This is a genomic window from Crenobacter caeni (assembly GCF_010435965.1).
In the GTDB taxonomy this organism is placed as follows: Bacteria; Pseudomonadota; Gammaproteobacteria; order Burkholderiales; family Chromobacteriaceae; genus Craterilacuibacter; species Craterilacuibacter caeni.
This window is the reverse complement of the sequence record NZ_JAAGAA010000003.1, coordinates 230,384-256,471: the sequence shown is the minus strand read 5'-3', so window position 1 is coordinate 256,471 and position 26,088 is coordinate 230,384. Positions and strand designations below refer to the sequence as shown.

At 67.2% G+C, this 26,088-nt stretch carries 26 protein-coding genes and 4 tRNA genes; 19 read left to right on the top strand and 11 right to left on the bottom strand.

The annotated features are described in order from the left end of the window. Nucleotides 1–151: 151 nt before the first annotated feature. From acpP to GZH52_RS05065, 7 genes are all read right to left on the bottom strand, one after another. On the bottom strand, nt 152–391 hold the full coding sequence (acpP, locus tag GZH52_RS05095; RefSeq protein ID WP_136553194.1) for an acyl carrier protein: 240 nt from the start codon (nt 389–391) through the stop codon (nt 152–154). Nucleotides 392–495: 104 nt separating this feature from the next. Continuing rightward, the gene (gene fabG / locus GZH52_RS05090) at nt 496–1,233 is read right to left on the bottom strand and encodes a 3-oxoacyl-ACP reductase FabG (RefSeq protein WP_163315402.1); all 738 of its coding nucleotides are present in this window, start codon (nt 1,231–1,233) and stop codon (nt 496–498) included. 17 nt (nt 1,234–1,250) lie between these two features. Then, nucleotides 1,251–2,180 (bottom strand): ACP S-malonyltransferase, encoded by a 930-nt coding sequence (fabD, locus tag GZH52_RS05085; RefSeq protein WP_163315401.1) that lies wholly within the window; start codon nt 2,178–2,180, stop codon nt 1,251–1,253. 34 nt (nt 2,181–2,214) lie between these two features. Next, nucleotides 2,215–3,174, bottom strand: a complete 960-nt coding sequence (locus GZH52_RS05080) for a beta-ketoacyl-ACP synthase III (protein ID WP_163315400.1) — start codon at nt 3,172–3,174, stop codon at nt 2,215–2,217. Next, nucleotides 3,171–4,226 (bottom strand): phosphate acyltransferase PlsX, encoded by a 1,056-nt coding sequence (gene plsX / locus GZH52_RS05075; protein ID WP_163315399.1) that lies wholly within the window; start codon nt 4,224–4,226, stop codon nt 3,171–3,173. The genes GZH52_RS05080 and plsX overlap by 4 nt, the downstream gene beginning before the upstream one ends. A 61-nt stretch (nt 4,227–4,287) precedes the next feature. Further along, nucleotides 4,288–4,467 (bottom strand): 50S ribosomal protein L32, encoded by a 180-nt coding sequence (rpmF, locus tag GZH52_RS05070; protein WP_136553184.1) that lies wholly within the window; start codon nt 4,465–4,467, stop codon nt 4,288–4,290. 22 nt (nt 4,468–4,489) lie between these two features. Further along, on the bottom strand, nt 4,490–4,993 hold the full coding sequence (locus GZH52_RS05065; protein ID WP_163315398.1) for a YceD family protein: 504 nt from the start codon (nt 4,991–4,993) through the stop codon (nt 4,490–4,492). Between the two features lie 56 nt (nt 4,994–5,049). On the opposite strand from GZH52_RS05065, the gene GZH52_RS05060 reads away from it, so the two are divergent. The 3 genes from GZH52_RS05060 to pncB all read left to right on the top strand — a co-directional run bounded on the left by GZH52_RS05060 (nt 5,050) and on the right by pncB (nt 7,599). Beyond that, nucleotides 5,050–5,634, top strand: a complete 585-nt coding sequence (locus GZH52_RS05060; RefSeq protein ID WP_163315397.1) for a Maf family protein — start codon at nt 5,050–5,052, stop codon at nt 5,632–5,634. After that, on the top strand, nt 5,634–6,341 hold the full coding sequence (locus GZH52_RS05055) for an SAM-dependent methyltransferase (RefSeq protein WP_163315396.1): 708 nt from the start codon (nt 5,634–5,636) through the stop codon (nt 6,339–6,341). The genes GZH52_RS05060 and GZH52_RS05055 overlap by 1 nt, the downstream gene beginning before the upstream one ends. Nucleotides 6,342–6,402: 61 nt before the next feature. Beyond that, a complete protein-coding gene (pncB, locus tag GZH52_RS05050; RefSeq protein WP_163315395.1) occupies nt 6,403–7,599 on the top strand; it encodes a nicotinate phosphoribosyltransferase in 1,197 nt (398 codons plus the stop codon). Here the strand turns inward: pncB and GZH52_RS05045 are convergent. Next, complete coding sequence (locus GZH52_RS05045) at nt 7,575–8,450, bottom strand: Rossmann-like and DUF2520 domain-containing protein (RefSeq protein ID WP_163315394.1); 876 nt, start codon at nt 8,448–8,450, stop codon at nt 7,575–7,577. The genes pncB and GZH52_RS05045 overlap by 25 nt on opposite strands. Before the next feature lie 72 nt (nt 8,451–8,522). Here GZH52_RS05045 and GZH52_RS05040 point away from each other — a divergent pair, with 72 nt between their 5' ends. The 5 genes from GZH52_RS05040 to GZH52_RS05020 all read left to right on the top strand — a co-directional run bounded on the left by GZH52_RS05040 (nt 8,523) and on the right by GZH52_RS05020 (nt 14,055). Then, a complete protein-coding gene (locus GZH52_RS05040; protein WP_163315393.1) occupies nt 8,523–9,092 on the top strand; it encodes a LemA family protein in 570 nt (189 codons plus the stop codon). After that, complete coding sequence (locus GZH52_RS05035) at nt 9,061–9,999, top strand: hypothetical protein (RefSeq protein WP_239058016.1); 939 nt, start codon at nt 9,061–9,063, stop codon at nt 9,997–9,999. Before GZH52_RS05040 ends, GZH52_RS05035 begins: the two co-directional genes overlap by 32 nt. A 90-nt stretch (nt 10,000–10,089) precedes the next feature. Further along, nucleotides 10,090–11,361 (top strand): O-acetylhomoserine aminocarboxypropyltransferase/cysteine synthase family protein, encoded by a 1,272-nt coding sequence (locus tag GZH52_RS05030; protein ID WP_163315392.1) that lies wholly within the window; start codon nt 10,090–10,092, stop codon nt 11,359–11,361. A 533-nt stretch (nt 11,362–11,894) separates the two neighbouring features. Beyond that, a complete protein-coding gene (locus GZH52_RS05025) occupies nt 11,895–12,983 on the top strand; it encodes a porin (protein WP_163315391.1) in 1,089 nt (362 codons plus the stop codon). Between the two features lie 397 nt (nt 12,984–13,380). After that, nucleotides 13,381–14,055, top strand: coding sequence for a GntR family transcriptional regulator (locus tag GZH52_RS05020; protein ID WP_163315390.1), 675 nt, complete (start codon nt 13,381–13,383; stop codon nt 14,053–14,055). An 80-nt stretch (nt 14,056–14,135) separates the two neighbouring features. Here the strand turns inward: GZH52_RS05020 and folA are convergent, their stop codons facing one another. Beyond that, nucleotides 14,136–14,624, bottom strand: a complete 489-nt coding sequence (folA, locus tag GZH52_RS05015; RefSeq protein WP_163315389.1) for a type 3 dihydrofolate reductase — start codon at nt 14,622–14,624, stop codon at nt 14,136–14,138. Continuing rightward, on the bottom strand, nt 14,621–15,415 hold the full coding sequence (locus GZH52_RS05010) for a thymidylate synthase (protein WP_163315388.1): 795 nt from the start codon (nt 15,413–15,415) through the stop codon (nt 14,621–14,623). The genes folA and GZH52_RS05010 overlap by 4 nt, the downstream gene beginning before the upstream one ends. Before the next feature lie 206 nt (nt 15,416–15,621). Between GZH52_RS05010 and flhB the strand changes: the two genes are divergently transcribed. Genes flhB through GZH52_RS04980 form a run of 6 tightly spaced genes read left to right on the top strand, consistent with a single transcriptional unit; the run spans nt 15,622 to nt 22,721 of the window. Next, nucleotides 15,622–16,779 (top strand): flagellar biosynthesis protein FlhB, encoded by a 1,158-nt coding sequence (flhB, locus tag GZH52_RS05005; RefSeq protein WP_163315387.1) that lies wholly within the window; start codon nt 15,622–15,624, stop codon nt 16,777–16,779. 8 nt (nt 16,780–16,787) lie between these two features. Further along, nucleotides 16,788–18,884 (top strand): flagellar biosynthesis protein FlhA, encoded by a 2,097-nt coding sequence (flhA, locus tag GZH52_RS05000; protein WP_163315386.1) that lies wholly within the window; start codon nt 16,788–16,790, stop codon nt 18,882–18,884. 14 nt (nt 18,885–18,898) lie between these two features. Further along, nucleotides 18,899–20,341 carry a flagellar biosynthesis GTPase FlhF gene (gene flhF, locus GZH52_RS04995; RefSeq protein ID WP_163315385.1) on the top strand — a complete coding sequence of 481 codons (1,443 nt, stop codon included), beginning with the start codon at nt 18,899–18,901 and terminating at the stop codon, nt 20,339–20,341. Between the two features lie 5 nt (nt 20,342–20,346). Further along, nucleotides 20,347–21,213, top strand: a complete 867-nt coding sequence (locus GZH52_RS04990) for a MinD/ParA family ATP-binding protein (RefSeq protein ID WP_163315384.1) — start codon at nt 20,347–20,349, stop codon at nt 21,211–21,213. 1 nt (nt 21,214) lies between these two features. Continuing rightward, the gene (locus GZH52_RS04985; protein WP_163315383.1) at nt 21,215–21,961 is read left to right on the top strand and encodes an RNA polymerase sigma factor FliA; all 747 of its coding nucleotides are present in this window, start codon (nt 21,215–21,217) and stop codon (nt 21,959–21,961) included. A 13-nt stretch (nt 21,962–21,974) separates the two neighbouring features. Further along, nucleotides 21,975–22,721: a flagellar motor protein gene (locus GZH52_RS04980; protein WP_163315382.1), complete on the top strand. Its 747-nt coding sequence runs from the start codon at nt 21,975–21,977 to the stop codon at nt 22,719–22,721. Here the strand turns inward: GZH52_RS04980 and GZH52_RS04975 are convergent. Next, nucleotides 22,718–24,100 carry an exonuclease domain-containing protein gene (locus tag GZH52_RS04975; RefSeq protein ID WP_163315381.1) on the bottom strand — a complete coding sequence of 461 codons (1,383 nt, stop codon included), beginning with the start codon at nt 24,098–24,100 and terminating at the stop codon, nt 22,718–22,720. The two genes, GZH52_RS04980 and GZH52_RS04975, sit on opposite strands and share 4 nt — an antisense overlap. Nucleotides 24,101–24,284: 184 nt before the next feature. On the opposite strand from GZH52_RS04975, the gene GZH52_RS04970 reads away from it, so the two are divergent. The 5 genes from GZH52_RS04970 to GZH52_RS04950 all read left to right on the top strand — a co-directional run bounded on the left by GZH52_RS04970 (nt 24,285) and on the right by GZH52_RS04950 (nt 26,023). After that, nucleotides 24,285–24,361: transfer RNA gene (locus GZH52_RS04970), tRNA-Arg, on the top strand. A gap of 7 nt (nt 24,362–24,368) precedes the next feature. Beyond that, nucleotides 24,369–24,443, top strand: a tRNA-Glu gene (locus tag GZH52_RS04965). A 22-nt stretch (nt 24,444–24,465) separates the two neighbouring features. Further along, a tRNA-Arg gene (locus GZH52_RS04960) sits at nt 24,466–24,542 on the top strand. 7 nt (nt 24,543–24,549) lie between these two features. Further along, a tRNA-Glu gene (locus GZH52_RS04955) sits at nt 24,550–24,624 on the top strand. Nucleotides 24,625–24,727: 103 nt separating this feature from the next. After that, nucleotides 24,728–26,023, top strand: a complete 1,296-nt coding sequence (locus tag GZH52_RS04950) for an L-cysteine desulfidase family protein (RefSeq protein ID WP_163315380.1) — start codon at nt 24,728–24,730, stop codon at nt 26,021–26,023. Nucleotides 26,024–26,088: the final 65 nt, after the last annotated feature.

Below are 26,088 nucleotides of genomic sequence, written 5' to 3'. Positions count from 1 at the left end.
TGTCTCCATGATTCTGAAGGAAGGGCCGCTCAGCGCGCGGCCGTGTTGCCGCCCGGCGGTCAAACACGCGTTTGGACGGCAGAAACTGAAAGACCTCTGCGACACGGACAAGCCGCACCGGCAGAGGCCTCGGTAATCCGGGAAGCGGGGATTACTTGTTCAGGTGGGCGTTGACGTAGTCGATCGCCTGCTGAACGGTGGTGATCTTCTCGGCATCTTCGTCCGGAATCTCGCACTCGAATTCTTCTTCGAGGGCCATCACCAGTTCCACGGTGTCAAGGGAGTCAGCGCCCAGGTCGTCGACGAAGGAAGACTCGGTCTTCACTTCGGCTTCGTTCACGCCCAGTTGCTCAGCGACGATCTTCTTGACGCGCGCTTCGATATTTTCCATTTGTAACCCTTCGCCTTTCTGTTTCGGGATAACCAAACCCGAGCATTCTACAAAAAAAAATTAGAGTAGCCCAACTAAAAATTTTGCCGGCCGTGACAACGGCATTAGGGCATGAGCATACCACCGTTGACGTTCAGGGTCTGGCCGGTAATATACGCCGCCTTGTCGGACGCCAGGAAGGCGACCGCGTCGGCGATATCCTGCGCCGCGCCCAGGCGGCCCAGCGCGATCTGGCCGACCAGCGCGTCGCGCTGCGCCTCGGGCAGCGCACGCGTCATGTCGGTGTCGATAAAGCCCGGCGCCACGCAGTTGACGGTGATGCCGCGGCTGCCGACCTCGCGCGCCATTGACTTGGTAAAGCCGATGATGCCCGCCTTGGCGGCCGCGTAGTTGGCCTGGCCCGCGTTCCCCATCACGCCGACCACCGACGCGATGTTGACGATGCGGCCGGCGCGCGCCTTCATCATGCCGCGCAGCACCGCCTTGGACGCCTTGAACACCGACCTGAGGTTGGTGTCCATGATCGCGTCCCAGTCCTCGTCCTTCATCCGCATCAACAGGCCGTCGCGGGTGATGCCCGCGTTGTTGACGAGGATGGCGACCGGGCCGTGCTGCTTCTCGATCGCTTCGATCAGGTTCTCGATCGCGTTGTCGGCGGTGACGTTCAGCTCCATGCCGAAGCCGCCCAGCGGCGCCAGGCGCTCGCTGATCGCGACCGCGCCAGCTTCGCTGGTCGCGGTGCCGATCACCGTCGCGCCCTCGCGCGCCAGCGTGTCGGCGATGGCGGCGCCGATGCCGCGCGAAGCGCCGGTCACCAGCGCAATCTTGCCTTGCAAGCTCATGTCTCTCTCCTGTCGAATCAGACGAGTTCGGCGCGCGCGGCTTCCAGCGCGGCACGGTCGGTCAGCGCGAGGCAGCGCACCGACGCGTCGATGCGCTTGCCAAGACCCGCGAGCACCTTGCCCGGGCCGCACTCGGCCATCAGCGGCAGGCCGTCGGCGGCGAGCTTCTGCACCGTCTCGGTCCAGCGCACCGGGCTGAAGAGCTGGCGGGTCAGCGCGTCGCGGATCGCGGCCGGATCGCTGTACGCGGCGACGTCGGCGTTGTGCAGCACCGGGATGGCCGGCGGGTTGATATGCACGGCGTCCAGCGCGGCGGCGAGCTTGTCAGCGGCCGGGCGCATCAGTGCGCAGTGCGAAGGCACCGACACCGGCAGCGGCAGCGCGCGCTTGGCGCCCCTGTCCTTGCACAGCGCCATCGCGCGTTCGACCGCGGCCTTGTTGCCGGCGATCACCACCTGGCCCGGCGAATTGAAGTTGACCGGCTCGACCACCTCGCCGGCGGCCGCCTCCATGCACGCGGCGCGGATGTCCTCGTCGGACAGGCCGAGGATCGCGGCCATCGCGCCGACACCGGCCGGCACCGCGTCCTGCATCGCCTCGGCACGCACGCGCACCAGGCGGACCGCCTCGGCGAACGGCAAGGCCCCCGCGCACACCAGCGCGGTGTACTCGCCCAGGCTATGGCCGGCGACCGCGGCCGGCTGCACGCCGCCCAGTTCCTGCCACGCAAGATAGGTGGCGACGCCGGCGGCCAGCATGATCGGCTGGGTGTTGACGGTCGCGTTGATCGCGTCGGCGGATTCCGCGTCAAGCATCGCCCACAGGTCGGTGCCCAGCGCCTCGGATGCCTCGTCGAAGGTGTGGCGGACGACCGGCAGGCCGTCGAAACCGTTCATCATGCCCAGGCTCTGCGAGCCCTGGCCGGGAAACACGAATGCAAAAGCCACAGCTATACCCCCTTGATAAAGTCTGTCGCAGGCTTCAGAAAGTCAGCAGCACGGCGCCCCACGCGAAACCGCCGCCGATGCCCTCGAGCATCACGGTCTGGCCGCGCTGGATGCGCCCGTCGCGCACCGCGGTGTCGAGCGCGAGCGGGATTGACGCGGCCGAGGTGTTGCCCTGCTCGGGCAGGGTAACGATCACCCTTTCCATCGGCAGCTTCAGGTGCTTGGCGGTCGACTCGATGATGCGCAGGTTGGCCTGGTGCGGCACCAGCCAGTCGACCTCGCCCTTGTCGACGCCGGCTTCGGCCAGCGTCTGGGTGGCGATGTCGGCCAGCGCCTTCACGGCGAACTTGAACACGGCCGGGCCGTCCATGAACAGGTAGGGAATGCCCTGGATCTTGCCGCCGGAAATCTGCGCCGGCGTGTTCAGGATGTCCTTGTAGCGGCCGTCGGCGGCGAGCTTGGCGTGGCGGATGCCCGGGGTGTCGGACGCGCCGAGCACCACCGCGCCGGCGCCGTCGCCGAACAGCACGCAGGTGCGCCGGTCGTCCCAGTCGAGGATGCGGGTGAGCACCTCGGCACCGACGATCAACGCCTTCTTCGCCATGCCGCTGCGGATATACGCGTCGGCGGTGACGAGGCCGTACATGAAGCCCGCGCACACCGCCTGCACGTCGAACGCCGGGCAGCCGTGCACGCCGAGCTTCTCCTGCAGCAGGCAGGCGGTGCTTGGGAACACCATGTCAGGTGTGGTGGTAGCGACGATGATCAGATCGATCTCGCCGGCTTCGACCCCGGCGTTGTCAAGCGCGGCGCGGGCCGCTTCGAGCGCGAGGTCGCTGGTTTTCTGGTCGGGTGCGGCGACGCGACGCTCGCGGATACCGGTGCGGGAGACGATCCATTCGTCGGACGTCTCCACCTGTTCCGCCAGCATCGCATTGGTCAGCACCTTGGACGGCAGGTAGCTGCCGGTGCCGAGAATGCGGGAAAAAGTCATAGGGTTTCGGGCGTCGTGCTCGGTTCGACCGCGGCGCGCTGTATTTTTTCTAGTTGCAGCGCGACCTGGTCGGCGATGTGACCAATCACGTTGGAGTCGACTTCCTCGCAAGCCTGCTCCAGCGCGAAACGGAATCCCAGCGCGTCGGTGCCGCCGTGGCTCTTGACGACGATGCCGCGCAGCCCCAACAGGCTCGCGCCGTTATAGCGGCGGGTGTCGACCCGCGCCTTGAAGTGCCTGAGCACCGGCAGCGCGGCGAGCGCACAGAGGCGGGTCCACCAGGTACGGGTGAACTCCTCGCGCAGGAATACGGAAACCATGTGCGCCAGCCCCTCGGAAGTCTTGAGCGCCACGTTTCCGGTAAAGCCGTCGCAGACGACGACATCGACGGTACCCCGGTAGATGTCGTCACCTTCGATATTGCCGTAGAAGTTGAGCGCCGAGCCGCGCAGCAGCTCGCCTGCCTGCTTGACGGTCTCGTTGCCCTTGATGTCTTCGCTGCCGATATTGAGCAGGCCGACGGTCGGGCGTTCGCGCCGCGTCAGGCTGCCGACCAGCTCGGCACCCATGATGCCGAACTGCAACAGCTGCTCGGGGGTGCAGTCGACGTTGGCGCCCAGGTCGAGCACGCAGCTCGTCCCCTTCACGGTCGGCATCAGCTTGGCGATCGCGGGCCGGTCGATACCGGGCAGCGTCTTGAGGACGAAACGGGCGGTGGCCATCAGGGCGCCGGTGTTGCCGGCGGAGACGCAGGCTTGCGCCCGGCCTTCCTTGACCTGGTTGATCGCCACCCGCATCGACGAATCCTTCTTATTCTTGAGGGCCAGCTGCGGCGGCTCGTCCATGCCGACCACCTGGGTCGCATGTACAAGCTCGATGCGCGCGCGCGCGTCGGCACTCAAGGCGGACAGCCTGGCTTCGATGGCCGGCAGGTCCCCTACGAGGATCAGTCTGTGTTCGGGATGGTCTTGAAGAAACCGGATGGACGCGGGGATGGTGACGTCGAGACCGACATCGCCACCCATCGCGTCCACCGCTACGGTGATACTCATCAGCGTCTTCGGTAGTTGGCTACCTTGTTGGTATGGCAGGAAGGGAAAGCTTGGCGGACGATTACTCGCCCTTGGCCTTCACAACCTGACGGCCGCGGTAGAAGCCGTTCGGGCTGATGTGGTGACGCAGATGACGCTCGCCGGTGGTCGGCTCGACAGCCAGTGCCGGAGCGGTCAGGAAGTCGTGTGCGCGGTGCATGCCACGCTTGGACGGGGATTTTTTGTTCTGCTGAACGGCCATGATTGACTCCTAAAAAATTCAACTAATCGGGCTTGCGCTGCTTAAGTTGGGCGAGCACGGCAAACGGGTTGGGTTTGTCCGACTTGACCTTCTCCAGCAGTTCGCCGCCGCAGGCATCGTGCCTGGGCGACAAAGGCAGGCCCATGATGATCTCGTCTTCGACCATCGCCATCACGTCGAGCATCTCTTCGGCCATCACGGCGTCGAGTGTCTCGTCGGTTTCGCACGCCGCGGCCAGCTTCTCCTCGTTCCAGAAGAAAGTCAGCACGGCGTCGCTCTCAACCTGCAGCGGCATCGGCTCGAGGCAACGCTGGCAGACGACGTTGACCGTCGTCTCCACCGTCAGCCTCAGCGACGGGCGGCGCAGGCTGTCGACGAAACCCTCGGCCGAGAAACTGACCTCGCCGGAAGCGTCGGCCAGGTTCTCCAGCACGCGTCCGTCAAGCTCGGCGATCGGGCGGCGACCGTTTAACGTCCGGCCTTCGCGGCAGAACGCATTCGGATCGATCAAAATAGGGTTGGACATAAACGCAGGATGATATAATCGCGGCCCCGGATTTGTCAAAGCAATCAAGCGATAACATGCAGCCTGCCATCGTCCTCGCCTCGACCTCGCGCTTTCGCCGCGAAATCGTCGAACGGCTCGGCCTGAACCTGATTTGCGCGGCGCCCGTCTGCGACGAGACGCCGCTGGAAAACGAGCACGCCGCCGACACCGCGCGCCGCCTCGCGCGCACCAAGGCCGAATCGCTCGGCGCCAGCCACCCCGACGCACTGATCATCGGCGGCGACCAGGTCGCGCTCTTGGACGGCCGGCAGCTTGGCAAACCCAAGGACTTCGAGGACGCGGTCGCCATGCTGCGCGCGACCGCCGGGCGCACGCTGGAATTTCACACCGCGATCGCGCTCTACAACCCGCGAAGCGCGCGCGTACAGGAACACACCGACCTCACCCGCGTCACCATGCGCGATCTTGGCGAGGCGGCGATCCGCAACTACCTCAAACGCGAACCGGACGCGCTTTACTGCGCGGGCGCGGCGATGAGCGAAGGCCTGGGCGGCGCCCTGATCGCGCGCATCGAGTCGACCGACCCCAACGCGCTGATCGGCGTGCCGCTCTTTGCGCTCACCGACATGTTGATGAACGAAGGCGTGGAGATCCTGTGATGGCCGGCACCCTCTATCTGATCCCGACCCCGCTGGGCGACGAAAACACCGCGTGGCTGCCCGAGCCTGAGCGCGCGCGCGTCACCCACCTCACCCATTTCGTCGTCGAGGCGGAGAAGACCGCGCGCCGCCACCTGAAGGCGCTGGGCGTGACCACGCCGATCCGCGAGCTTACCCTTGCCACGCTCAACGAGCACACCGCGCCCGGCGAAGTCGCCGCGCTGCTCGAGCCACTATTGGCCGGCCACGACGTCGGTCTGGTGTCTGAAGCCGGCACGCCGGCGGTGGCCGACCCCGGCGCCGCGCTGGTCGCGCTCGCGCACGCGCGCGGCGTGCGCGTCGAGCCGCTGATCGGCCCCTCGTCCATCCTGCTCGCGCTAATGGCGTCCGGCGCCAACGGCCAGCGCTTCGCGTTCGCGGGCTACCTGCCGGTCGACACGACCGAGCGCGGCGCGGCAATCCGCGCGCTCGAGGCGCGCTCGCGCCAGTTCGACGAGACGCAGGTGTTCATCGAGACGCCGTACCGCAACAACGCGCTACTCGAACAACTGCGCCAGACGCTGTCTCCCGCCACCCGCCTCGCCGTCGCCTGCGACCTCACCCTGCCGACGCAGACCATCGTCAGCCACCCCGTCAAGAATTGGCCGGCCGAAGCGCCCAACCTGCACAAGCGCCCGGCGATCTTCGTCGTCTACGCCGGCGGCTGACCTTGCCGCGCGCGCGGCTGCGGGCGCATAGTGGGGCGCCCGCAACCCGTGCCCCACTCCGATGCGCCCGCCCATCATCGTTTCGCTGCTCGACACCGACCTCTACAAGTTCACCATGCTGCAGGCGGTGCTGCACCACTTCCCCGCCGCGCACGGCGAGTACGCGCTGATCTGCCGCAAGGCGCCCACCCGGCCGCTCGCGCGCCTGCGCGACGCGCTCGAGGCCGAACTCGACGCGCTGTGCCGGCTGCGCTTTAGCGCGGACGAGCTCGCCTACCTGCGTTCGCTGCGCTACATCAAGCCCGACTTCGTCGACTATCTCGAACTTTTCCACCTGCAGCGCCGCTTCGTGCGGGTCTCGACCGATGGCGACACGCTGAAGTTGGAGATCGCCGGGCCGATGATCCAGGCGATGTTCTTCGAGATCTTCGTGCTCGCCATCGTGAATGAGCTGTATTTCCGCGAGGACGATGGCCCGGAGGTACGCGCCGAGGGGCGGCGCAGGCTTTCTCACAAGGTCTCGCAGCTGCGCGCCTTTATCGACGGGGGCGGCGTCGAAGACGGCTACCCCTTGCTGCTGTCCGACTTCGGCACCCGCCGCCGCTTCGCGCGCGACTGGCAGCACGAGGTGGTGGCCACGCTCGCACACCAACTGCCCGAGGCGTTTCGCGGCACCAGCAACGTCGCGCTCGCCCGCGAACTCGGGCTGACGCCGATCGGTACCATGGCGCACGAATTCATGCAGGCCTTCCAGGCGCTGGGCGTGCGCCTGCGCGACTTCCAGAAGGCGGCGCTGGAGACCTGGGTGCAGGAATACCGGGGGGACTTGGGCATCGCGCTGACCGACGTGGTCGGCATGGACGCCTTTCTTACCGACTTCGACCTCTACTTCGCCAAGCTGTTCGACGGCCTGCGCCACGACAGCGGCGACCCGTTTGCCTGGGGCGAGAAGGCGATCGCGCATTACCAATCGCTGAAAATAGACCCGCGCGGCAAGATGCTGGTCTTCAGCGACGCGCTCGACACCGGCAAGGTGCTCGCGCTGTACCGCTACTTCGCCGGCCGCGCGCAGACGAGCTTCGGCGTCGGCACCCACCTGAGCAACGACCTGGGGCTGACGCCGCTCTCCATCGTGCTCAAGCTCACTCGTTGCAACGGCCAACCGGTCGCCAAGCTCTCCGACAGCCCGGGCAAGACCCTGCCGGTCGACCCGACCTTCCTCGCCTACCTGCGTCAGGTGTTTGCCGTCCCCGCCTGATCCGCCAACAGTGCCGTTAGCCTGTCGCGCTGCGCGGCGTCCGGCGCGGATGCCAACGCAAGCGTCAGCCGCCCCAGCGTGCGGTAGGCCACCGCGTCCTCCCCCGCGAGCACCGCCAGATGCCGCGCGACGGTGCCATCATCCCCGCGCGCGATCGGCCCGGTCAGCGCCGCCACAGGCCCCAGCGCTCGCGCGTTGTCCAGCGTCTGCTGCATCAGCGAGCCGACCAGCCGCGCGGCGGCACCTGCGTCGACGCCGCCCTCTGCAGCGACACGGGTCGCCAGGTCCAGCAGCGAGACCAGATAATTGGACGCGACCGACAGCGCCGCGTGGTACGCCGCCTTGCCGCCGGGCGCGAGCGCGAACGGCTCGCCGCCGACCGCGCGCGCAAAGGCGTAAAGCGGCGCTTGCGCCGCCGCATCGCCCTCGAACGCGCACAGCGTACCGGCGAAGCGCTCTCGCGCGCGTGCCGGGTCGGCAAAGGAAAACGCCGGGTGCAGGCTCGCACAGTGCACGCCCTGCGCCGCCAATGGTGCGAGCAGGCTCGCCTCGCCCGCGCCGCTGGCGTGAAAGGCGACTGCCCCCGCCGGCAGCACGCCGGCCGCCGCCAGTTGCGCAGCCACCGGCGCGATCGCGGCGTCGGGCACCGCGATCAGCGTCAGCGCGGCCGGCGGCAGCGCGGCAAGCTCGCACAGCGGCACGCCGTCGCCGATCAGCGCGACGGCGGCTTCGGCGTGCGCCCGCTCGCGGCACAGCACCGCGCCGACGCGGTAGCGGCCCGAGGCATGCGCGAGCGCGCCGAGCGTCGTGCCCAGCCGGCCGCCGCCGACGATATTCAGGGTTGCTTTCATCGTTGTCTTTCCGGACGTTGACGCCCCCAAGTAAGGACATCATCATTGTCTGGCCACCTCAGGAGAGACGCCATGACTAAATGGATCATCGCCACCGCGCTCGGCCTTGCGCTGCTATACCTGATCGCGCTCTACAACGGCCTGGTGCGCCTGCGCCACGAGGTCAAAAAGAGCTGGGCGAACATCGACGTGCTGCTCAAACAGCGCCACGACGAACTGCCCAAGCTGGTCGCCGTCTGCCAGCAGTACGCGCGCTTCGAGCAGGACACGCTGACCCGGGTGATGGAAGCCAGGAGCGCGGTCCGCGATGCGCGCGCCAAGAACGACGTCCCCCGCATCGGCGCGCTCGAGGAGCAGCTACGCGGCCTGCTCGCACAAGTCTGGGCAGTCGCCGAAGCCTACCCCGAACTCTCCGCCGACGCGCGCTTCGGCGAACTCTCGGCGCGCATCAGCCGCCTGGAGGACGCGATCGCCGACAGGCGCGAACTCTACAACGAGGCGGTCAACAACCTCAACGTGCGCATCGAGACCTTCCCCGACACCCTCATCGCGCAGGCGTTGGGCTTCACCCCCGCGCCGCCGCTGACCTTCGCCGCGCGCGAGAAGGCCGATGTCGATATTGCCGCCCTTTTCCAGCGTTAAGCTGCCCGGCGGCCACGACGCGCTCGCGCACCGTTATGCGAGCCTCGCCGCCTACCCCGTGCTGCTGTACGGTGCGTGGCGGCTGCCCTTCCTGCCACCCGCCCTGTGGCAAGCCGCCTGTGCGCTGTTCGCCCTCTTTTATTGGCAATGGGCGTACCGCCGCTACCGCGCCGTCGCCGATACGCCAACCGCGCGCGCCGCGAGCGTGGCGCTCGGCTACTGCGAACTCTACGGCACCGCGCGCGCCCACCCGCGCGCGCCGCTGACCTCGGCCATCAGCGGCCGCCCCTGCCTGTGGTTCGGCTACCGGCGCGTCTGGCAAGGGCCGGGCCGGCGCCCGCTGACCGGCCACGCAGACCAAGGCACCACTTCGGCCGAGAGTTTTTTGCTCGTCGGCGAGGACGGCGGCGAGGTGGTGATCGAGCCCGAGCGCGCCGAGGTTCGCGCGCGCCACCGGCGAAGCTGGGTGGAAGACGGCTGGCGCATCGACGAGACCTGGATCGCCGACGGCGACCCGCTCTACGCACTGGGCGAAGTGTCGGCCATCGGCGGCGCGCCGACCCGCGCCGAGCGCGACGCCGACTTCAAGGCCGCGCTGGAGGCGCTCAAGCGCGACCCGGCAGCACTCGCGCGTTTCGACGCCGACGGCAACCGCGAGCTGGACCTTACCGAATGGGACGCCGCGCGCGACGCGGTCGCCCGCGACGTCGACCGCCAGCACCGCGAACTCGCGGCAATCCCGGTCAGCCTGCACCTGGCCGCCCCCGCCGACGGCCGGCCGTTCATCGTCGCCGCACTCAGCCCGCAAGACGCCGCACGCGGCTACCGCCGCCTCGCCTGGCTGCACGCGAGCCTGGGCCTCGCCACGCTGGCGGCGCTGCCGCTGCTCGCCGGCGCTTCCTTATAACGGTTTACGCCGGCCACAGCAGCGCCTGGCCTTTGCATGCGGCGCGCCAATCGCCGATGATGACAAAAAATTCTACAGACGGAGAAAACCATGAAGATTGAAACGATTGCCGTCCACGGCGGCTACAGCCCGGACCCGACCACCAAGGCCGTCGCCGTGCCGCTGTACCAGACCGTCAGCTACGCGTTCGACGACACCCAGCACGGCGCCGACCTGTTCGACCTCAAGGTGCAGGGCAATATCTACACCCGCATCATGAACCCGACCACCGACGTGCTGGAAAAGCGCGTCGCCGCGCTGGAAGGCGGCATCGGCGCGCTGGCGGTCGCCTCGGGCATGGCGGCGATCAGCTACGCGATCCAGACCATCGCCGAGGCTGGCGACAACATCATCGCCACCAGCACGCTGTACGGCGGCACCTACAACCTGTTCGCGCACACCTTCCCGCAACTGGGCATCGAGGTGCGCTTCGTCGACTACCGCGACCCGGCCGCGATCGGCGCACTGGTCGACGCGCGCACCAAGGCGGTGTTCTGCGAATCCATCGGCAACCCGCTGGGCAACGTGGTCGACTTCGCCGCGTTTGCAGGTGAAGCACACCGGCACGGCCTGCCGCTGATCGTCGACAACACCGTGCCCTCTCCATATCTGTGCCGCCCGTTCGAGCACGGCGCCGACATCGTCGTGCACTCGCTCACCAAATACCTGGGCGGGCACGGCACCAGCATTGGCGGCATCATCGTCGACTCCGGCAAGTTCCCGTGGGGCGAGCATGCCGAGCGCTTCGTGCGCCTGAACACGCCGGACGTCAGCTACCACGGCGTCAACTACGTCGAGGCGCTGGGCGCCGCCGCCTATATCGCCCGCGCGCGCGTGGTGCCGCTCAGGAACATGGGCGCGGCGATCTCGCCGTTCAACGCGCGCGAGATCCTCACCGGCATCGAGACGCTGGCGCTGCGCATGGACCGCATCTGCGACAACGCAGGCAAAGTTGCCCGCCACCTCGCCAGCCACCCCAAGGTCGACTGGGTCGAGTACGCGGCGCTGGAAGGCAACCCGTCGAAGGCGCTCATCGACCGCTATATGGGCGGACGCGCGTCGGGCATCCTGTCGTTCGGTGTGAAGGGCGGCGTCGAGGCCGGCGCGCGCTTTATCGACGCACTGAACCTGGTCACCCGCCTCGTCAACATCGGCGACGCCAAGAGCCTGGCCTGCCACCCAGCGAGCACCACCCACCGCCAGCTCTCCGAACAGGAACAGCGCAAGGCCGGTGTACGCCCCGAGATGGTGCGCCTGTCGATCGGCATCGAGCATATCGACGACATCCTCACCGACATCGAGCAGGCGCTCGCCGCAGCCTAAGCGTCCGTCCTGCCCCGCCCGCCACCGGCCGCCTGTGCGGCCGGTTTTTTTGCGCTTGCCGCAGCCGCCCACAAGTAGACAGCGATTGATCAACATCAAAAACAAATCCCGGTCGTTTTACATTGACAGCACATGCTCCTAGAATACTTGGCAACGGATACGTACTGCGTGCGTCCTTCCGTTGTTTCGAGGTTAGGTTTTTGCGGCCCGTCCCGTCAGGACGGGCTCTTTTTTGCCCGAAAATCGGCATTTAACTGCCCAGTCAGCCAGCCAACTGGCAAACAAGCCGCAAAAAACAACAGCCCGGCACGGTTTTTCGCCCCGCCACCACAAATCCCGCACACGCAGCGCAAACCACTGATTTACCGGTGAATTTAATGGTTTACTTATCTTGACGCACGCATAAACGGCGAGCAGGCGCGCTCAATGTGTAGGAAAAAAGCAACAGTATGCTTTCGATGTGTTGCATCACGCACAACTTCGCGTTTAGCATTCGCTCACAAACTTTTCTTCACACACCAAGGAAGAGCATCATGAAAAAGACCCTGATCGCTGCGCTGATCGCCGGTATCCCGGCTGTTGCAGCTGCTGACGTGACCATCTACGGCGCCATCAAAGGCGGCGTTGAATCGATCGACACCGCTGGCCAACGTGCGACCAACATCGAAGACGTGGGCTCCCGCATCGGTTTCAAGGGTGCTGAAGACCTGGGCAACGGCCTGAAGGCAATCTGGCAGGTTGAGACCGGCGTTGCCATCGACAACAGCGCCAACAGCGGCAACTGGGCTTCCCGCCAGTCCTTCGTCGGCGTCACCTCCGAGTTCGGCACCCTGCGTCTGGGTAACCTGTCCAACTTCGGCGACTCCGACATGGGCACCGTTGACCCGTACGAGTACAACAGCGACGCGCTGGGTCTGGGCATCTACACCCGCGGCAACACCCGCGTGAAGAACGCTGTCCGCTACGACAGCCCGGAATACGCAGGCTTCAAGGCCGCCTTCCTGTACGGCACCGAAGAAGACAAGCGCGAAAAGACCGATTTCGTTGTTGATCCGGATACCGGCATCGCCAAAGAAGGTCAGAACAAAGACCGCGAAACCTACAACCTGGGTCTGGGCTACAACTACGGCCCGATGTTCGCCAAGTACGCGTACACCTACCGTACCAAGCTGAACAGCTCGGTTGAAGGTAAGTTCGAAGACGGCAAACAGCACCAACTGGAAGTGGGCTACGAAGCCAACAACCTGTTCGTGGCAGCCGGCTACCGCCTGAACAAGGGTGACTTCGACCAGACCTTCGCAGCAAGCTTCGTCGACGCAGCTGACCTGACTGCCAAGACCGGCGAATTCGAATCCAGCGAGTACGCGCTGACCGCGACCTACACTATCGGCAACTTCATGCCGAAGGTTTCCTTCGTGCAAGGTACCGACGTCAAGGTAGGCGGCAGCAAGCTGAGCGACAGCGGCTACCAGCAGTTCGTGGTCGGCACCGACTACGCGCTGTCCAAGCGCACCGTCCTGAGCGCCCAGTACGGCCACATCAAGCTGGACGACAACCTGGCCAAGGCATTCGGCGACGACAAGATCGACGCTTTCGGTGCCTACGTGGTCCACAAGTTCTAAGCCTCGCGCTTCTGAACGAAAAAACCGGCGCCTCGCGCCGGTTTTTTCATGCCTGCCAAAACCGCAGGCAAAAAAACGCCCCGGCCTGTAGCCGGGGCGGTCAACACCCGTGTCGTACCTGCAAGCTTCCCTGCAGCGTGGCCCCCCGTCGCGTCCCGAACGCTGAGGGTACCAGATCTGTCCGACGCGAAGCTTGACGAGCGCCCTTGCAAAGCCCCTCGGTGTCTTCCTCGCGCGGCCCGAATCAAACAGACGTTTGAATGTTAGGCGCGGCGCACGCCCACGGCAAGCAAACCATGCATTTTGCAAGAGAAGGTGACGGTTTTACGCCACACCCGCGCACGGTGTTAAAATTGCCGCTCGCCGTACTTGCCGGACAATCCGACATTCTCCCGCCATGACTTTCAAAGCCAACGACTCGCTGACCGAACAGATCGCCGCCCACCTGGGCGAACACATCATCCGCGGCACGCTCGCACCGAACGCCCGCATCCAGGAATTGCGTATCGCCGCCGAACTGTCGGTGAGCCGCAGCTCGGTGCGCGAGGCGCTGCTAATTCTCGAGCGCCGCCAGCTGATCCGCATCTATCCGCGCCGCGGCGCGGTGGTCGAGAGCATGAACGCCGACGACGTGCGCGCCTTCCTCGAGCTGTGGTTTTTGCTGCTGGAGCAGGCGATGAAGAGCGTAGCCGCGCGCTGGCAGCACGACGATCTGGCGCCGCTGTTCGAATGCGAGGCGCAACTGGCGATCGACCGCCGGCAGGACGATATCGCCGCCTTCTACGCGACCAGCTTCGAGTTTCTCGGCGCACTGTACGCACGCTGCGGCAACCGCTACCTGCAGGCGACGCTGGAAGAGATGCAGCCGCTGACCCGCCGCTGCCTGTACGCGATCTTCCGCGCCGGCCAGCCGCAGCTCGCGCGCGCGCAAGCCTTCATCGCCGACGCGGTCTCTGCCATCGTCGCCCGCGACGGCGAACGCATCGGCGCACTCAGCCGCGCGCTGCACGACACCTACAGCCAGGTGATCGTCGAGGCGACCCGCGCACTGTCGGCAGCCGAGAAGGTTTAAGCGCCGGCCAAGAAAAAACGGCCGGGAAAGCCGTGCACCTACGGTACGCGTGGCCTTCCCGGCCGTTGCGTGCTTGACGCCTAGCACCGGCGCGTGAGCGTGCGGTAGCACCACGTTAGGCCGTCGTCGCGACGGTGCGCCTCGCGCGCGGTCTCCTGCCAGGTGCCGTCGTCCCACGCCGGGAAATGCGCGTCGCCGGCAACCTCAAGGTCGATCTCGGTCAGCTCCAGCCGGTCGGCAAGCGGCAGGGCCTGCGCGAACAGCTCGCCCCCGCCGATCACGCAGACCTCGTCCACATCCCCCACCAGCGCGAGCGCGTCTGCCAGCGAATGCACGGCCTCGGCGCCGTCCGCCTGCCACGCAGGGTTGCGGGTGACGACGATATTGCGCCGGCCCGGCAGCGGGCGGCCGATCGAATCCCAGGTCTTGCGCCCCATGATGATGGGCTTGCCCAGCGTCACCGCCTTGAAGTGCTTGAGGTCTTCCGGCAAATGCCACGGCAGCGCGTTGTCCTTGCCGATCACCCGCCCCCTGGCCATCGCCACCACCAGCGTCAGCACCGGCTTCATACCGCCACCTGCGCCTTGATATGCGGGTGCGCCTGGTAGCCTTCCAGCGTGAAGTCCTCGAACTTGAAGCCGAAGATGTCGGTGACCGCCGGGTTGAGTTTCATCGTCGGTAGCGGGTACGGCTCGCGCGCGAGCTGCTCGCGCGCCTGCTCCAGATGGTTGCTGTAAAGATGCGCGTCGCCCAGCGTGTGCACGAAGTCGCCCGCCTTCAAGCCGCACACCTGCGCGACCATCATGGTAAGCAAGGCGTAGCTGGCGATATTGAACGGTACGCCCAGGAAGATGTCGGCCGAGCGCTGGTAGAGCTGGCAAGAGAGGCGCCCGTTCGATACGTAGAACTGGAACAGGCTGTGGCACGGCGGCAAGGCCATCTCGTCGACCAAGGCCGGGTTCCACGCCGAGACGATCAGCCGGCGCGAGTCCGGCGTGCGCTTGATCATCTCGATCACGTTGGCGATCTGGTCGACCTTGCCGCCGTTTGGCGCCGGCCACGAGCGCCACTGGTAGCCGTACACCGGGCCCAGGTCGCCGTTTTCGTCCGCCCATTCGTCCCAGATGCGCACGCCGTTTTCCTTCAGGTAACGGATATTGGTGTCGCCGGACAGGAACCACAACAGTTCGTGGATGATGGACTTGAGGTGCAGCTTCTTGGTGGTCACCAGCGGGAAGCCGTCCTCGAGGTTGAAGCGCATCTGGTAGCCGAACACCGAGCGGGTGCCGGTACCGGTGCGGTCGGTCTTGATATCGCCGTGCTCGAGCACGTGGCGCATCAGGTCGAGGTATTGTTTCATCTTCTTGCAGCCAAGTTTAATCGCGCAAGTGTAACGCAGCACAGGCAAACGCCCAATCGCCGGGCGTTGGCCCCGTCGCCGGCACGCTCCGCCCAGCGGCCTGTTTTTCAACAAAAAAGCCTCAAAACACCTCTGCTTTGATACCGGGTTCTTGCGCCTAACTGGTAAGATGGCGGGTTAATCGACCACCCTGAAACCGCGCGCCCATGGCTGAAGATTCCGACCTCGAACGCACAGAGCCCGCCTCCGAGCGGCGACTGTCGCAGGCGCGCGAGGAAGGCAACGTCCCCCGCTCTCGGGAGCTGGCGACCTTCGCGGTGACCATGACCGGCGTCGGCCTGCTGATCGCGCTGGGGCCGGGCTTCTACCGCGACGTCTCGGCGATCAGCAAGCGGCTGCTCGGCTTCGATGCGCAGTCGCTGAAGACGCCCGAACTCGCCGTCGAGGCGTTTCGCGCGGCGGCGCTCGACACCCTGTGGATGCTGCTGCCTTTCTTGGGCGCGCTCGCCGTCGTCGCGCTGTTCACGCCCTTGCTGATCGGCGGCTGGAACCTGTCGGCCAAGGCGATCGAGCCCAAGTTCTCCAAGCTCAACCCGGCCTCCGGCCTCAAGCGCATGGTGTCGGTGCAGGCGCTGGCCGAGGGCGGCAAGGCGGTGATGAAGAGCGCGCTGATCGGCGGCGTCGCCACCTGGGTGATCTGGAGCGAACGCGCCGAGCTGACCTCGCTCGCGACGATGCCGCTGGAACTAGGGCTCGCGCGGATGATGGAGCTGGTCGGCCACACCCTGCTGATCGTCGCCGGCGCCCTGCTCTTTTTGGTCGCGGTCGACGTGCCGCTGCAGCTGTGGCAGTACCACAAGAAGCTGAGGATGACCAAGGAAGAGGTCAAGCAGGAGCACAAGGAGCAGCAGGGCTCGCCCGAGGTGAAAGGCCGCATCCGCCAGCTGCAGCGCGAGGCCGCGCGCAAGCGGATGATGCAGGAGGTGCCGCACGCCAACGTGATCGTCACCAACCCGACCCACTACGCGGTCGCGCTCAAGTACAGCGACGGCATGCGCGCGCCGCAGGTAGTCGCCAAGGGCACGCTCAAGCTTGCCGAAAGGATCCTCGAGGCCGGCCGCGAACACAAGGTCGCCAGCATGCGCGCGCCGGCCTTCGCGCGCGCCTTGTATTTCCACGCGGAACTGGGCGAAGACATCCCGCCCAAGCTGTTTGACGCGGCAGCGCAGGTGCTCGCCTACATCTACCAGCTGCGCGTGTACGAACAGAACGGCGGCCTCGCCCCGGTCTACCCGGACGCGCTCGAGGTGCCGCCCGAGCTCGACCCGCAATCGAAGAAGACGGCCGCCGGCCGCAACCAATGAAACACTGAATGAAGCAGATCCTAGGCATCCTCAAGACGCTCAACCTGTCCGGACTGGCCGGGCCGGTGCTCATCATCCTGATCCTCGCGATGATGGTGCTGCCGCTGCCGCCGCTGGTGCTCGACGCGTTCTTCACCTTCAACATCGCGATGTCGATCATCGTGCTCTTGGTCGGCATCAACACCCGCCATCCGCTGGAATTCTCGGCGTTCCCGGCGGTGCTGCTGGTCACGACGCTGTTGCGCCTGTCGCTGAACGTCGCCTCCAGCCGGGTGATCCTGATGGAAGGCCACACCGGTCCGGACGCGGCGGGCAAGGTGATCGAATCGTTCGCGCACTTTTTGATCGGCGAGAACGTCGCCATCGGCATCATCGTGTTCATCATCCTCACCATCATCAACTTCATGGTGATCACCAAGGGTGCCGGCCGCATCGCCGAGGTGTCGGCCCGCTTCACGCTGGACGCGATGCCCGGCAAGCAGATGGCGATCGACGCCGACCTCAACGCCGGCCTGATCGGCGAGGACGAGGCGCGCAAGCGCCGCCAGATGATCACCGAGGAAGCCAACTTCTTCGGCGCGATGGACGGTGCATCCAAGTTCGTGCGCGGCGACGCGATGGCCGGCATCATGATCATCGTGATCAACATCGTCGGCGGCCTGATCGTCGGCATGGCACAACACGACCTGCCGGCGGGCGAGGCCGCCAGGACCTACACCCTGTTGACCATCGGCGACGGCCTGGTCGCGCAGATCCCGGCGCTGATCATCTCGACCGCCGCCGGCATCGTGGTTGCCCGCGTCGGCACCGACAAGGACCTGTCCGAGCAGTTCCTGGGCCAGCTGTTCGCCAACCCGCAGGTGCTCTACATCACCGCCGCGGTGATCGGGCTGATCGGGCTGATCCCCAACATGCCGCATATCGCCTTCCTGACCATCGCCGCGTCGCTCGCCGCGCTCGCCTGGTGGCAGGAGAAGCGCGGCCGCGAAACGGCGCAGGCCGAACTGGCGGGCGCAGGCGCCGGCGTGCTGCCGGGCGCACCCATGCCCGAGCAGCCGGCGGCCGAGGTGAGCTGGAACGACGTGCAGTCGGTCGACATGCTGGGGCTGGAGGTCGGCTACCGGCTGATCCCGCTGGTCGACCGCGACCAGGACGGCGAGCTGCTCAGGCGCATCCGCGGCATCCGCAAGAAGATCGCGCAGGAAGTTGGCTTCCTGGTACCACCGGTGCATATCCGCGACAACCTGGAGATCCGCCCCAACGCCTACCGCATCCTGCTCAAGGGCGTCGAGATCGGCAACGGCGACGCGTACGCCGGGCAGTTCCTGGCGATCAACCCCGGCCAGGTCGACGGCGAGGTGCCGGGCACGCCGACCACCGACCCGACCTTCGGCCTGCCGGCACTGTGGATCGCCGCCGACCGCCGCGAAGAGGCGCAGAGCCTGGGCTACACGGTGGTCGACGCGAGCACCGTGGTCGCCACCCATATCTCCAACCTGCTGCAGACGCACGCGGCCGAGCTGCTCGGCCGCGAGGAAGTGCAGGCGCTGATCGAACACCAGGCGAAGGAGTCGCCCAAGCTGATCGAGGACCTGGTGCCCAAGGTGGTGCCGGTGGGCACCTTGCAGAAGGTGCTGCAGCAACTCTTGGTCGACGGCGTCGGCATCCGCGACTTCCGCACCATCCTCGAGACGCTGGCCGACCATGTGCCGGTCACCCAGGACATCGACGAGCTGACCTCGGCGGTGCGCACCGCGCTGTCGCGCGCCATCGTCCAGCAGCTCTTCCCGGGCGAGAACGAACTACCGCTGATGACGCTCGACCCGCAGCTCGAGGGCATCCTGATGCAGGCGGTGCAGTCCAAGGCGGGCGGCGGCCTCGAACCCGGCCTCGCCGAGAACCTGCTGGCCAACGCGGTGCGCGAGACCGAGGCCGTCGAGGCGCAGGGCATCAACCCGGTGCTGCTGACGCCGCCCGCGCTGCGCGCGCTGATCGCGCGCTTCATGCGCCGAGCGCTGCCCCAGCTTCGAGTCATTTCGCACAACGAAATCCCCGACAGCAAAACCATCCGTATAATTGCCGTGATCGGCGGCGGCAAGGGATAAGGACGAACTGACAGATGGTGGTGAGAAAGTTTTACGGCAAAACCACGCGCGACGCGCTGCGCCAGGTCCGCGAGGAGCTGGGCGCCGACGCGCTGATCCTGTCCAACCGCCCGACCGCGGGCGGCGGGGTGGAGATCATGGCCGTCGCCGACGCCGACGTGGCCGCGCTGTCCGATACGCTCGCCCCCACCTCCAGCCGCCACCGCCCGCGCAACGTGCCGGCCACGCCGAGCACGCCGCCGGGCGCAGGCGGCGCCACCGCGCGCGCGCTGGCGCGCAGCTACGCGATGCCGGTCGAGCCGTTACAGGAGCCGCCGCCGGCGCCCCCCCTCCCCCGCGTGATGCCCGCCGCGGCCGCTCCGGCCACGCCGGCGCCGTTCGAGCCGCTGGCGCGGCCTGAACCTGCGTTCGCCGCAGTGCCCGAAGCCGCGCCCCCGACGGCCCCGGCCCCCAAACCGGCAGCACAGGCGGCCGCCGCGCCGCGCGCGCCGGCGAGCGTCGAGGTCGACGGCGCGGTCGCCGAGGACATCCGCCATATCGGCGAAGAAATCCGCGCGCTCAAGCACCTGCTGCAAAACCAGCTGGCGACCTTCGCGTGGGCGGAAATGGAAGGGCAGACGCCCAACCGCGCCGAGCTGTTCCGCACCCTGTTGGGCGCGGGGTTCAGCCCGGCGCTGATCCGCCAGCTCACGCAGAAGCTGCCGGCACACTACGACAGCGAGACGGCGCTCAAATGGGCGGCGTCCGCGCTCAGGCACAACCTCAAGTGCATGGACCCGGCCGACGACCTGGTCGCCAAGGGTGGCATCTTCGCGCTGGTCGGCCCAACCGGCGTCGGCAAGACCACTACCGTCGCCAAGCTCGCCGCGCGCGCGACGCTGCGCTACGGCGCGCAGCAGGTCGCGCTGATCACCACCGACAGCTACCGGATCGGCGCGCAGGACCAGTTGCGCATCTACGGCAAGATCCTCGGCGTGCCGGTGTTCTCGGTGCAGAACGAGGGCGATTTGCAGCTGACGCTGGCCGACCTCGCCGACCGCCGCGTGGTGCTGATCGACACCGTCGGCATGAGCCAGCGCGACCAGCGCGTGCTCGCGCAGACCCGCATGTTCGCCGCCAGCAACCGGCCGGTGCACCGCCTGCTGCTGCTCGCCGCCAATGCCGACGGGCGCACGCTGGAAGACGTGGTGCGCCACTTCAAGAGCAATGATCTCGCCGGCTGCGTACTCTCCAAGATGGACGAGTCGGTGCAACTGGGGGCCGGCCTCGACGTGATCATCCGCAACCGGCTGACCCTGCAGTACGTGACCAACGGCCAGCGCGTGCCGGAAGACCTGCACGTGGCGAGCGCCGACGTGCTGGTCGAGCGCGCGCTCGCCTCGGCCAGCGTGGCCACCCCGTTCCGGCCAACCGCCGAAGAGGCCGCGATCGCAGGCGCGAGCTACGGCCAGGGGTAACGCGGATGACCGACCAGGCCGCCAGCCTGCGCCAGCTCGCCCGCCCCGACACGGGCGTGCTGCCGCCGATGTTCGCACTGACAGGCGCCCGCCGCAGCGGCGTCTCCTCGCTGTGCGCGGGCCTGGCTGCCGCCGCCGCGCTTGCCGGGCAACGCCCGCTCTTGCTCGACCACCAGAACGGGCAGACCCTGTCGCGGCTGGCCGGGGTGCCGGCGTCGGCGACGCTGGGCGGCCTGCGCGTGAGCCGTGGCGGGCTGACCGACCTGATGGTCGCCTCGCGCCACGACGTGACGCTGGTCAACCTCGCCGCGTCGCCAGACGAGCGCTCGCGTCTGTCCGAAAGGATCTGGCAGCGGCTGGGCAGCGAATTCTCGGCGCTGGAAAAGGACTGCGGCGTCACGCTGATCGACGCGCCGGACCCGGCGCTCGACCCGGTGCCGCTCTTGATCGCCGACAACCTGGTGCTGGTGATCACCCCGCAGCCGGAAGCGATCATGCGCGGCTACGCGTGCATGAAACGGCTGGCGACTGACTTTGGCCGGCGCCGCTTCAACGTGCTGGTCAACCGCGTCGCGAGCCAGGACGAGGCGCACGCGGCGTTCGGCCGCCTCTCCTCGGTCGCAGGCGACTACCTCGGGGTGTCGATGCGCTGGGTCGGCTTCGTGCCGGAGGACGCCGCGGTACGCAAGAGCGAGGCGCTGCGCCGGCCGGTCGTCGAGGCCTTTCCCGCCAGCGAGGCGGCACAGGCCTTCGCCCAGCTCGCGGCGATGCTGCCCTTGTGGCACGCGCCGGACAGCGGGCACACGCGGACAAGTTATCTGGAACAATTGCACGAGACGGGCAAGGCACTCGCCGTCCCGACGGAACGATAAGATGGTGTCGGCTTCGAACATTCACCGCGCGTACGCGCAGGCAGCCCGCGGGGACAAGCCGGACGTCACGCAGTACGCGCACCTGGTGCGCCGCATCGCCGGCATGCTGGCGGCGCGGCTGCCCGCGTCGGTCGACATCGACGATTTGATCCAGGTCGGCATGATCGGCCTGATCGAGGCGGCCCAGCAGTACGACCCGACGCAGGGCGCGCAATTCGAGACTTTCGCCGGCACCCGCGTCAAGGGCGCGATGCTCGACGAATTGCGCCGCATCGACTGGATGCCGCGCCAGCTGCGCCGCAACTCGCGCTTGATCGAGGACGCGATCGTGCGCGCGACGCGGGAACTTGCCCGCGAGCCGACCGAGGCAGAAATCGCCGAAGAGCTGGGCGTCTCCCTCGCCGACTACCAGGCGATGCTGACCGACTGCAGGGGCGTGCGCCTCGTCTACTTCGAGGACTTCCACGACCAGGAGGGCGAGTCGCTCGAAGACGCGGTCGCGGCGGTCCCTGACCGGGACACGCCCGACCCGCACGCGACGCTCGCCGATACGCGCTTCAGGCAGGCGCTGGTGCACGCGATCGGCGAGTTGCCGGAGCGCGAGGCGCTGATGATGAGCCTCTACTACGAGCAGGAACTCAACCTCAAGGAAATCGGCGCGGTGCTCGGCGTATCCGAGTCGCGCGTCAGCCAGCTGCACTCGCAGGCGGTCGGCCGCCTGCGAGGCCGCCTGCGCAGCTGGCTGTAGACAAGGGATACACGTGGACAAACTGAGCATCATCGCGATCATCGGCGGCCTGACCGCCATCCTGGCCGGGCAGGCGCTGGAGGGAGGGCATCTGGCCTCGCTGTTGCAGCTGACCGCATTCCTGATCGTGATCGGCGGCACCGCCAGCGCGGTGATGCTGCAAAGCACGCCGCGCCAGTTCGTCGGCGGGCTGCGCCTGCTGAAATGGGTGTTCAACCCGCCCGAATTCGGCCACGAGAAGATGATCGCCGAGGTGGTGCGCTGGAGCCAGCACGCGCGCAAGGGCGGCCTGCTCGCGCTCGAACCCTTCGTCGCCCAGCAGCACGACCCGTTCGCGCGCAAGGCGCTGCAGATGCTGATCGACGGCGCGCCGCCGGAGACGCTGCGCTCGGTGCTCGAAGTCGAGGTCGACATGGCCGAGCACGCCCGGCGCCAATGCGCGCGCATCTGGGAGTCGGCCGGCGGCTACGCGCCGACCCTCGGCATCCTGGGCGCGGTGCTCGGCCTGATCCACGTGATGGAGAACCTGTCCGACCCGAGCAAGCTCGGTTCGGGCATCGCGGTCGCCTTTGTCGCGACCATCTACGGCGTCGGCTCGGCCAACCTGTTTTTCCTGCCGGTCGCCGGCAAGCTCAAGCATCTGATCGCCGCCGAGGTCGCCCTCAAGGAACTGGTGATCGAGGGTGTCAGCGCGATCGCCGGCGGCGAGAACCCGCGCATCGTCGAGGCCCGCCTGCGCGGCTTCCTCGCCATCCACTAGCCTTCCTGCAGCGTCACCCCGTCCGGCAGCTTGCGCAAGGCACTGCGCAGCAGCCGGTACACGCCCATCTCGAAGTCGGCGCCGCCCGCCAGACGCCCGTCCCCCGCGTGGCTGCCCAGATAGCACCAGCGCTCGAACACATGCACGCGCTGCTCACCGCTGATCGGGTGCCGCTCCACCAGCGACACCGGCCCGGCGTAGGGCCAGCGCTCGACCCCGACGCCGGATAGTGCCGCATGCAGGCGCGCGTTGTGCGCGGCCATGCTCTCCTCGCCGACGCAGGCGCCCAGGCACGGCCGGTGGCGCCGCTTGCCGCAGCCCTTGTCCGCGGCTCGCGCGCCCCTGGCCGGCAGCAGCAGGGTCGGGCATAGCCGCTCCTTGGCGATCAGCTGCGCAAGGGCGTGCTGCGCCTCGCGCGCGCCGCGGAACACGCCGAAGGCGTTGTCCGGCAAGGCGCCGGCACAAGGCACGACCCGCACCCGCCACCGGCCATCCTCGCCATCCGTGTCGAGCGCGAGCGTGCACGGCGTCTCCTCGAGGCGGGACGCCGGGTTGTAGCGAGGGCGGTAGCGCGCGAGCCACAGCTTTTCCATCAGCTGCGCGCCGAATTCGCCGACGCTTTCCTCGAAACGCACGTCGCCCAGCTTCTCGCCGATGCGCGGTTGCGCGCGGGTGGTCCCCGCCTGCTCGAAATGCGCGAAGACCCGCCGCCGCAGGTTGTCGGTGCGGGCAACGTAAAGCGGCTCGCCCGAGCTGGACATCAACAGGTATACCCCGGGCAGGTCGGGCAGCGCGTCGGCGGTGGCCTCGGCCAGGCCCGCAGGTGCGCCAGGCTCGGCGATCAGCGCGCGGGAGGCCTCGTCGAAGGCGTCGCCGTGCTCGGCGTGCGCCGAGCAGAGGAAACGGTACACAGCCTCGGCGTCGGCCAGCGCGCGGTGGCGTTCGGCCATCGCGATGCCGTGCCGCGCGACGATCGCGTCGAGGTTGTGCTTGTAGTGTTCGGGGTAGAGCTTGCGCGAGAGCTGGACGGTGCACAGGGTATCCGCGCGCAGCGGCAGCCCCGCGCGGCGCAGCGCGTTCTTCAGCACGCAGTAGTCGAAACGCGCGTTGTGCGCGATGAGCAGCCGGCCGGCGAGCATCCGCTTGATCTCTGCCGCGATCGCCTCGAAAGGCGGCGCGTCGGCGACCATCTCGTCGCGGATGCCGGTCAACTCGGCGATCGCCGGCGGGATCGGCCGCCCCGGGTTGACCAGCGTCTGGTAGCGTTCGACACGGTCGCCGTCGACCAGCACGACGCCGACCTCGGTGATCCTGTCGTGCACGAGGTGTCCGCCGGTCGTCTCCAGGTCGACGATGGCCAGCGCTTGTCCTGACAGCATGGATTACGGCCCAAATCAGATGAAAAAGGCGCGTCCACCGGCAGGTGAACGCGCAACAAACGCAGGCATTCTATAACGAAAACCAAAAAATCGCAGGAAGGGGGGTTGACGCCCCTACTCGGCTTGCGTATAGTTCGCAGCTCTCGACGGGCAGCAAGCCTGAAGGGATAAAGCAGCAAAAACCGCACCCGTAGCTCAGTTGGATAGAGTATTTGGCTACGAACCAAAGGGTCGGGCGTTCGAATCGCTCCGGGTGCACCAGTTTGAAGTCCCTATAGTTTAGCGGTTAGAACACTGCCCTTTCACGGCGGCGGCCGGGGTTCGATTCCCCGTGGGGACGCCAGGTTACAAGTAGTAGAAGTTTTGCACCCGTAGCTCAGTTGGATAGAGTATCTGGCTACGAACCAGAGGGTCGGGCGTTCGAATCGCTCCGGGTGCACCAGTTTGAAGTCCCTATAGTTTAGCGGTTAGAACACTGCCCTTTCACGGCGGCGGCCGGGGTTCGATTCCCCGTGGGGACGCCAGGATACAGCCACTTCATGCGAAGTGGCTTTTCTGTTTTCAGCCCCTTTACCCGCGCACGGGCTTGTAGCACCATCGCGCATCCTCTCCGTATACCGTATCCAGATGACCACGCCCTCCCCGCTGTGGCCTGAATTTATCAAGGCCGTCCGTCACGAAGTCATTCCCGCGCTCGGCTGCACCGAGCCGATCTCGCTGGCACTCGCCTCGGCGATCGCCCGCCGCGAACTGGGCCGCGCACCCGAGCGCATCGAAGGCCGCGTCTCGGCCAACCTGATGAAGAACGGCATGGGCGTCACCGTGCCGGGCACCGGCATGCAGGGCCTGCCGGTTGCCGCGGCGGCCGGCGCGATCGCCGGCGACGCCGAAGCCGGCCTCGAGGTGCTGAAGAACCTGAAGAGCGCCGACGTCGCCGCCGCGCGCGCGATGCTTGACGCGGGGCGGGTGAGCGTCGGCATCGCCGACGTGCCGAACGTGCTCTACAGCGAGGCGACGCTGCACGCGGGGGGTGATCAGGTGACCGTCGCCATCGCCGACGCGCACACCCGCGTCGTGCGCATCGAGAAGAACGGCGAAGTGCTGTTCGCGGCAGACGAGGACACCCGAGAGGCGAGCGCGCCGTACAGCCTTGACAGCGCCGACATGCTCGCGGTGTACGAATTCGCGACCGGCGCGCCTGCCGAACAGCTCTCGTTCATCCTCGAGGCGGCACGGCTCAACGGCGCGCTGTCGGTCGAGGGGATGAGCGGCGACTACGGGCTGCACATCGGCGCGACCATCCAGCGCCAGATCGCGCAGGGTCTGCTCTCGCGCGGCCTGCTCACCGAAATCCTGATGCGCACCAGCGCGGCGTCCGACGCGCGCATGGGCGGCGCGACGCTGCCGGCGATGAGCAACTCCGGCTCTGGCAACCAGGGCATCGCGGCGACGCTGCCGGTGATGGTGGTCGCCGAGCATGTCGGCGCCAACGACGAGAAGCTCGCGCGTGCGCTGATGCTCTCCCACCTGACCGCGATCTACATCCACGACAAGCTGCCGCCGCTCTCCGCGCTGTGCGCGGTGACCACCGCGTCGATGGGCGCCGCCGCCGGCATGGCATGGCTGCTCGGCGGCCGTTTCGAGCAGGTCGGCATGGCCGTGTGCAGCATGATCGGCGACGTCGCCGGCATGATCTGCGACGGCGCGTCCAACAGTTGCGCGATGAAGGTGTCGACCTCGGCGTCGTCCGCCTACAAGGCGGTACTGATGGCGCTGGACGACAGCCGGGTGACCGGCCACGAAGGCATCGTCGCCCACGACGTCGACGAGTCGATCGCCAACCTGTGCGCGCTGGCGCGCGGGTCGATGCGCGAGACCGACCGCCAGATCATCGAGATCATGGTCGAGAAGAGCCGCCGCTAAGCCACCGTCAGGCAAACGAAAGGCCGGCCCGCTTGCGCGGGGCCGGCCTTTTTCACGCAGCGAGG

Bases quoted from the DNA above. Each gene is read 5' to 3' on its own strand.
- acpP (WP_136553194.1), bottom strand. From the start codon at position 391: ATGGAAAATATCGAAGCGCGCGTCAAGAAGATCGTCGCTGAGCAACTG.
- fabG (WP_163315402.1), bottom strand. From the start codon at position 1,233: ATGAGCTTGCAAGGCAAGATTGCGCTGGTGACCGGCGCTTCGCGCGGC.
- GZH52_RS05080 (WP_163315400.1), bottom strand. From the start codon at position 3,174: ATGACTTTTTCCCGCATTCTCGGCACCGGCAGCTACCTGCCGTCCAAG.
- plsX (WP_163315399.1), bottom strand. From the start codon at position 4,226: ATGAGTATCACCGTAGCGGTGGACGCGATGGGTGGCGATGTCGGTCTC.
- rpmF (WP_136553184.1), bottom strand. From the start codon at position 4,467: ATGGCCGTTCAGCAGAACAAAAAATCCCCGTCCAAGCGTGGCATGCAC.
- GZH52_RS05065 (WP_163315398.1), bottom strand. From the start codon at position 4,993: ATGTCCAACCCTATTTTGATCGATCCGAATGCGTTCTGCCGCGAAGGC.
- GZH52_RS05060 (WP_163315397.1), top strand. From the start codon at position 5,050: ATGCAGCCTGCCATCGTCCTCGCCTCGACCTCGCGCTTTCGCCGCGAA.
- GZH52_RS05055 (WP_163315396.1), top strand. From the start codon at position 5,634: ATGGCCGGCACCCTCTATCTGATCCCGACCCCGCTGGGCGACGAAAAC.
- pncB (WP_163315395.1), top strand. From the start codon at position 6,403: ATGCGCCCGCCCATCATCGTTTCGCTGCTCGACACCGACCTCTACAAG.
- GZH52_RS05045 (WP_163315394.1), bottom strand. From the start codon at position 8,450: ATGAAAGCAACCCTGAATATCGTCGGCGGCGGCCGGCTGGGCACGACG.
- GZH52_RS05040 (WP_163315393.1), top strand. From the start codon at position 8,523: ATGACTAAATGGATCATCGCCACCGCGCTCGGCCTTGCGCTGCTATAC.
- GZH52_RS05035 (WP_239058016.1), top strand. From the start codon at position 9,061: ATGTCGATATTGCCGCCCTTTTCCAGCGTTAAGCTGCCCGGCGGCCAC.
- GZH52_RS05030 (WP_163315392.1), top strand. From the start codon at position 10,090: ATGAAGATTGAAACGATTGCCGTCCACGGCGGCTACAGCCCGGACCCG.
- GZH52_RS05025 (WP_163315391.1), top strand. From the start codon at position 11,895: ATGAAAAAGACCCTGATCGCTGCGCTGATCGCCGGTATCCCGGCTGTT.
- GZH52_RS05020 (WP_163315390.1), top strand. From the start codon at position 13,381: ATGACTTTCAAAGCCAACGACTCGCTGACCGAACAGATCGCCGCCCAC.
- folA (WP_163315389.1), bottom strand. From the start codon at position 14,624: ATGAAGCCGGTGCTGACGCTGGTGGTGGCGATGGCCAGGGGGCGGGTG.
- GZH52_RS05010 (WP_163315388.1), bottom strand. From the start codon at position 15,415: ATGAAACAATACCTCGACCTGATGCGCCACGTGCTCGAGCACGGCGAT.
- flhB (WP_163315387.1), top strand. From the start codon at position 15,622: ATGGCTGAAGATTCCGACCTCGAACGCACAGAGCCCGCCTCCGAGCGG.
- flhA (WP_163315386.1), top strand. From the start codon at position 16,788: ATGAAGCAGATCCTAGGCATCCTCAAGACGCTCAACCTGTCCGGACTG.
- flhF (WP_163315385.1), top strand. From the start codon at position 18,899: ATGGTGGTGAGAAAGTTTTACGGCAAAACCACGCGCGACGCGCTGCGC.
- GZH52_RS04990 (WP_163315384.1), top strand. From the start codon at position 20,347: ATGACCGACCAGGCCGCCAGCCTGCGCCAGCTCGCCCGCCCCGACACG.
- GZH52_RS04985 (WP_163315383.1), top strand. From the start codon at position 21,215: ATGGTGTCGGCTTCGAACATTCACCGCGCGTACGCGCAGGCAGCCCGC.
- GZH52_RS04975 (WP_163315381.1), bottom strand. From the start codon at position 24,100: ATGCTGTCAGGACAAGCGCTGGCCATCGTCGACCTGGAGACGACCGGC.
- GZH52_RS04950 (WP_163315380.1), top strand. From the start codon at position 24,728: ATGACCACGCCCTCCCCGCTGTGGCCTGAATTTATCAAGGCCGTCCGT.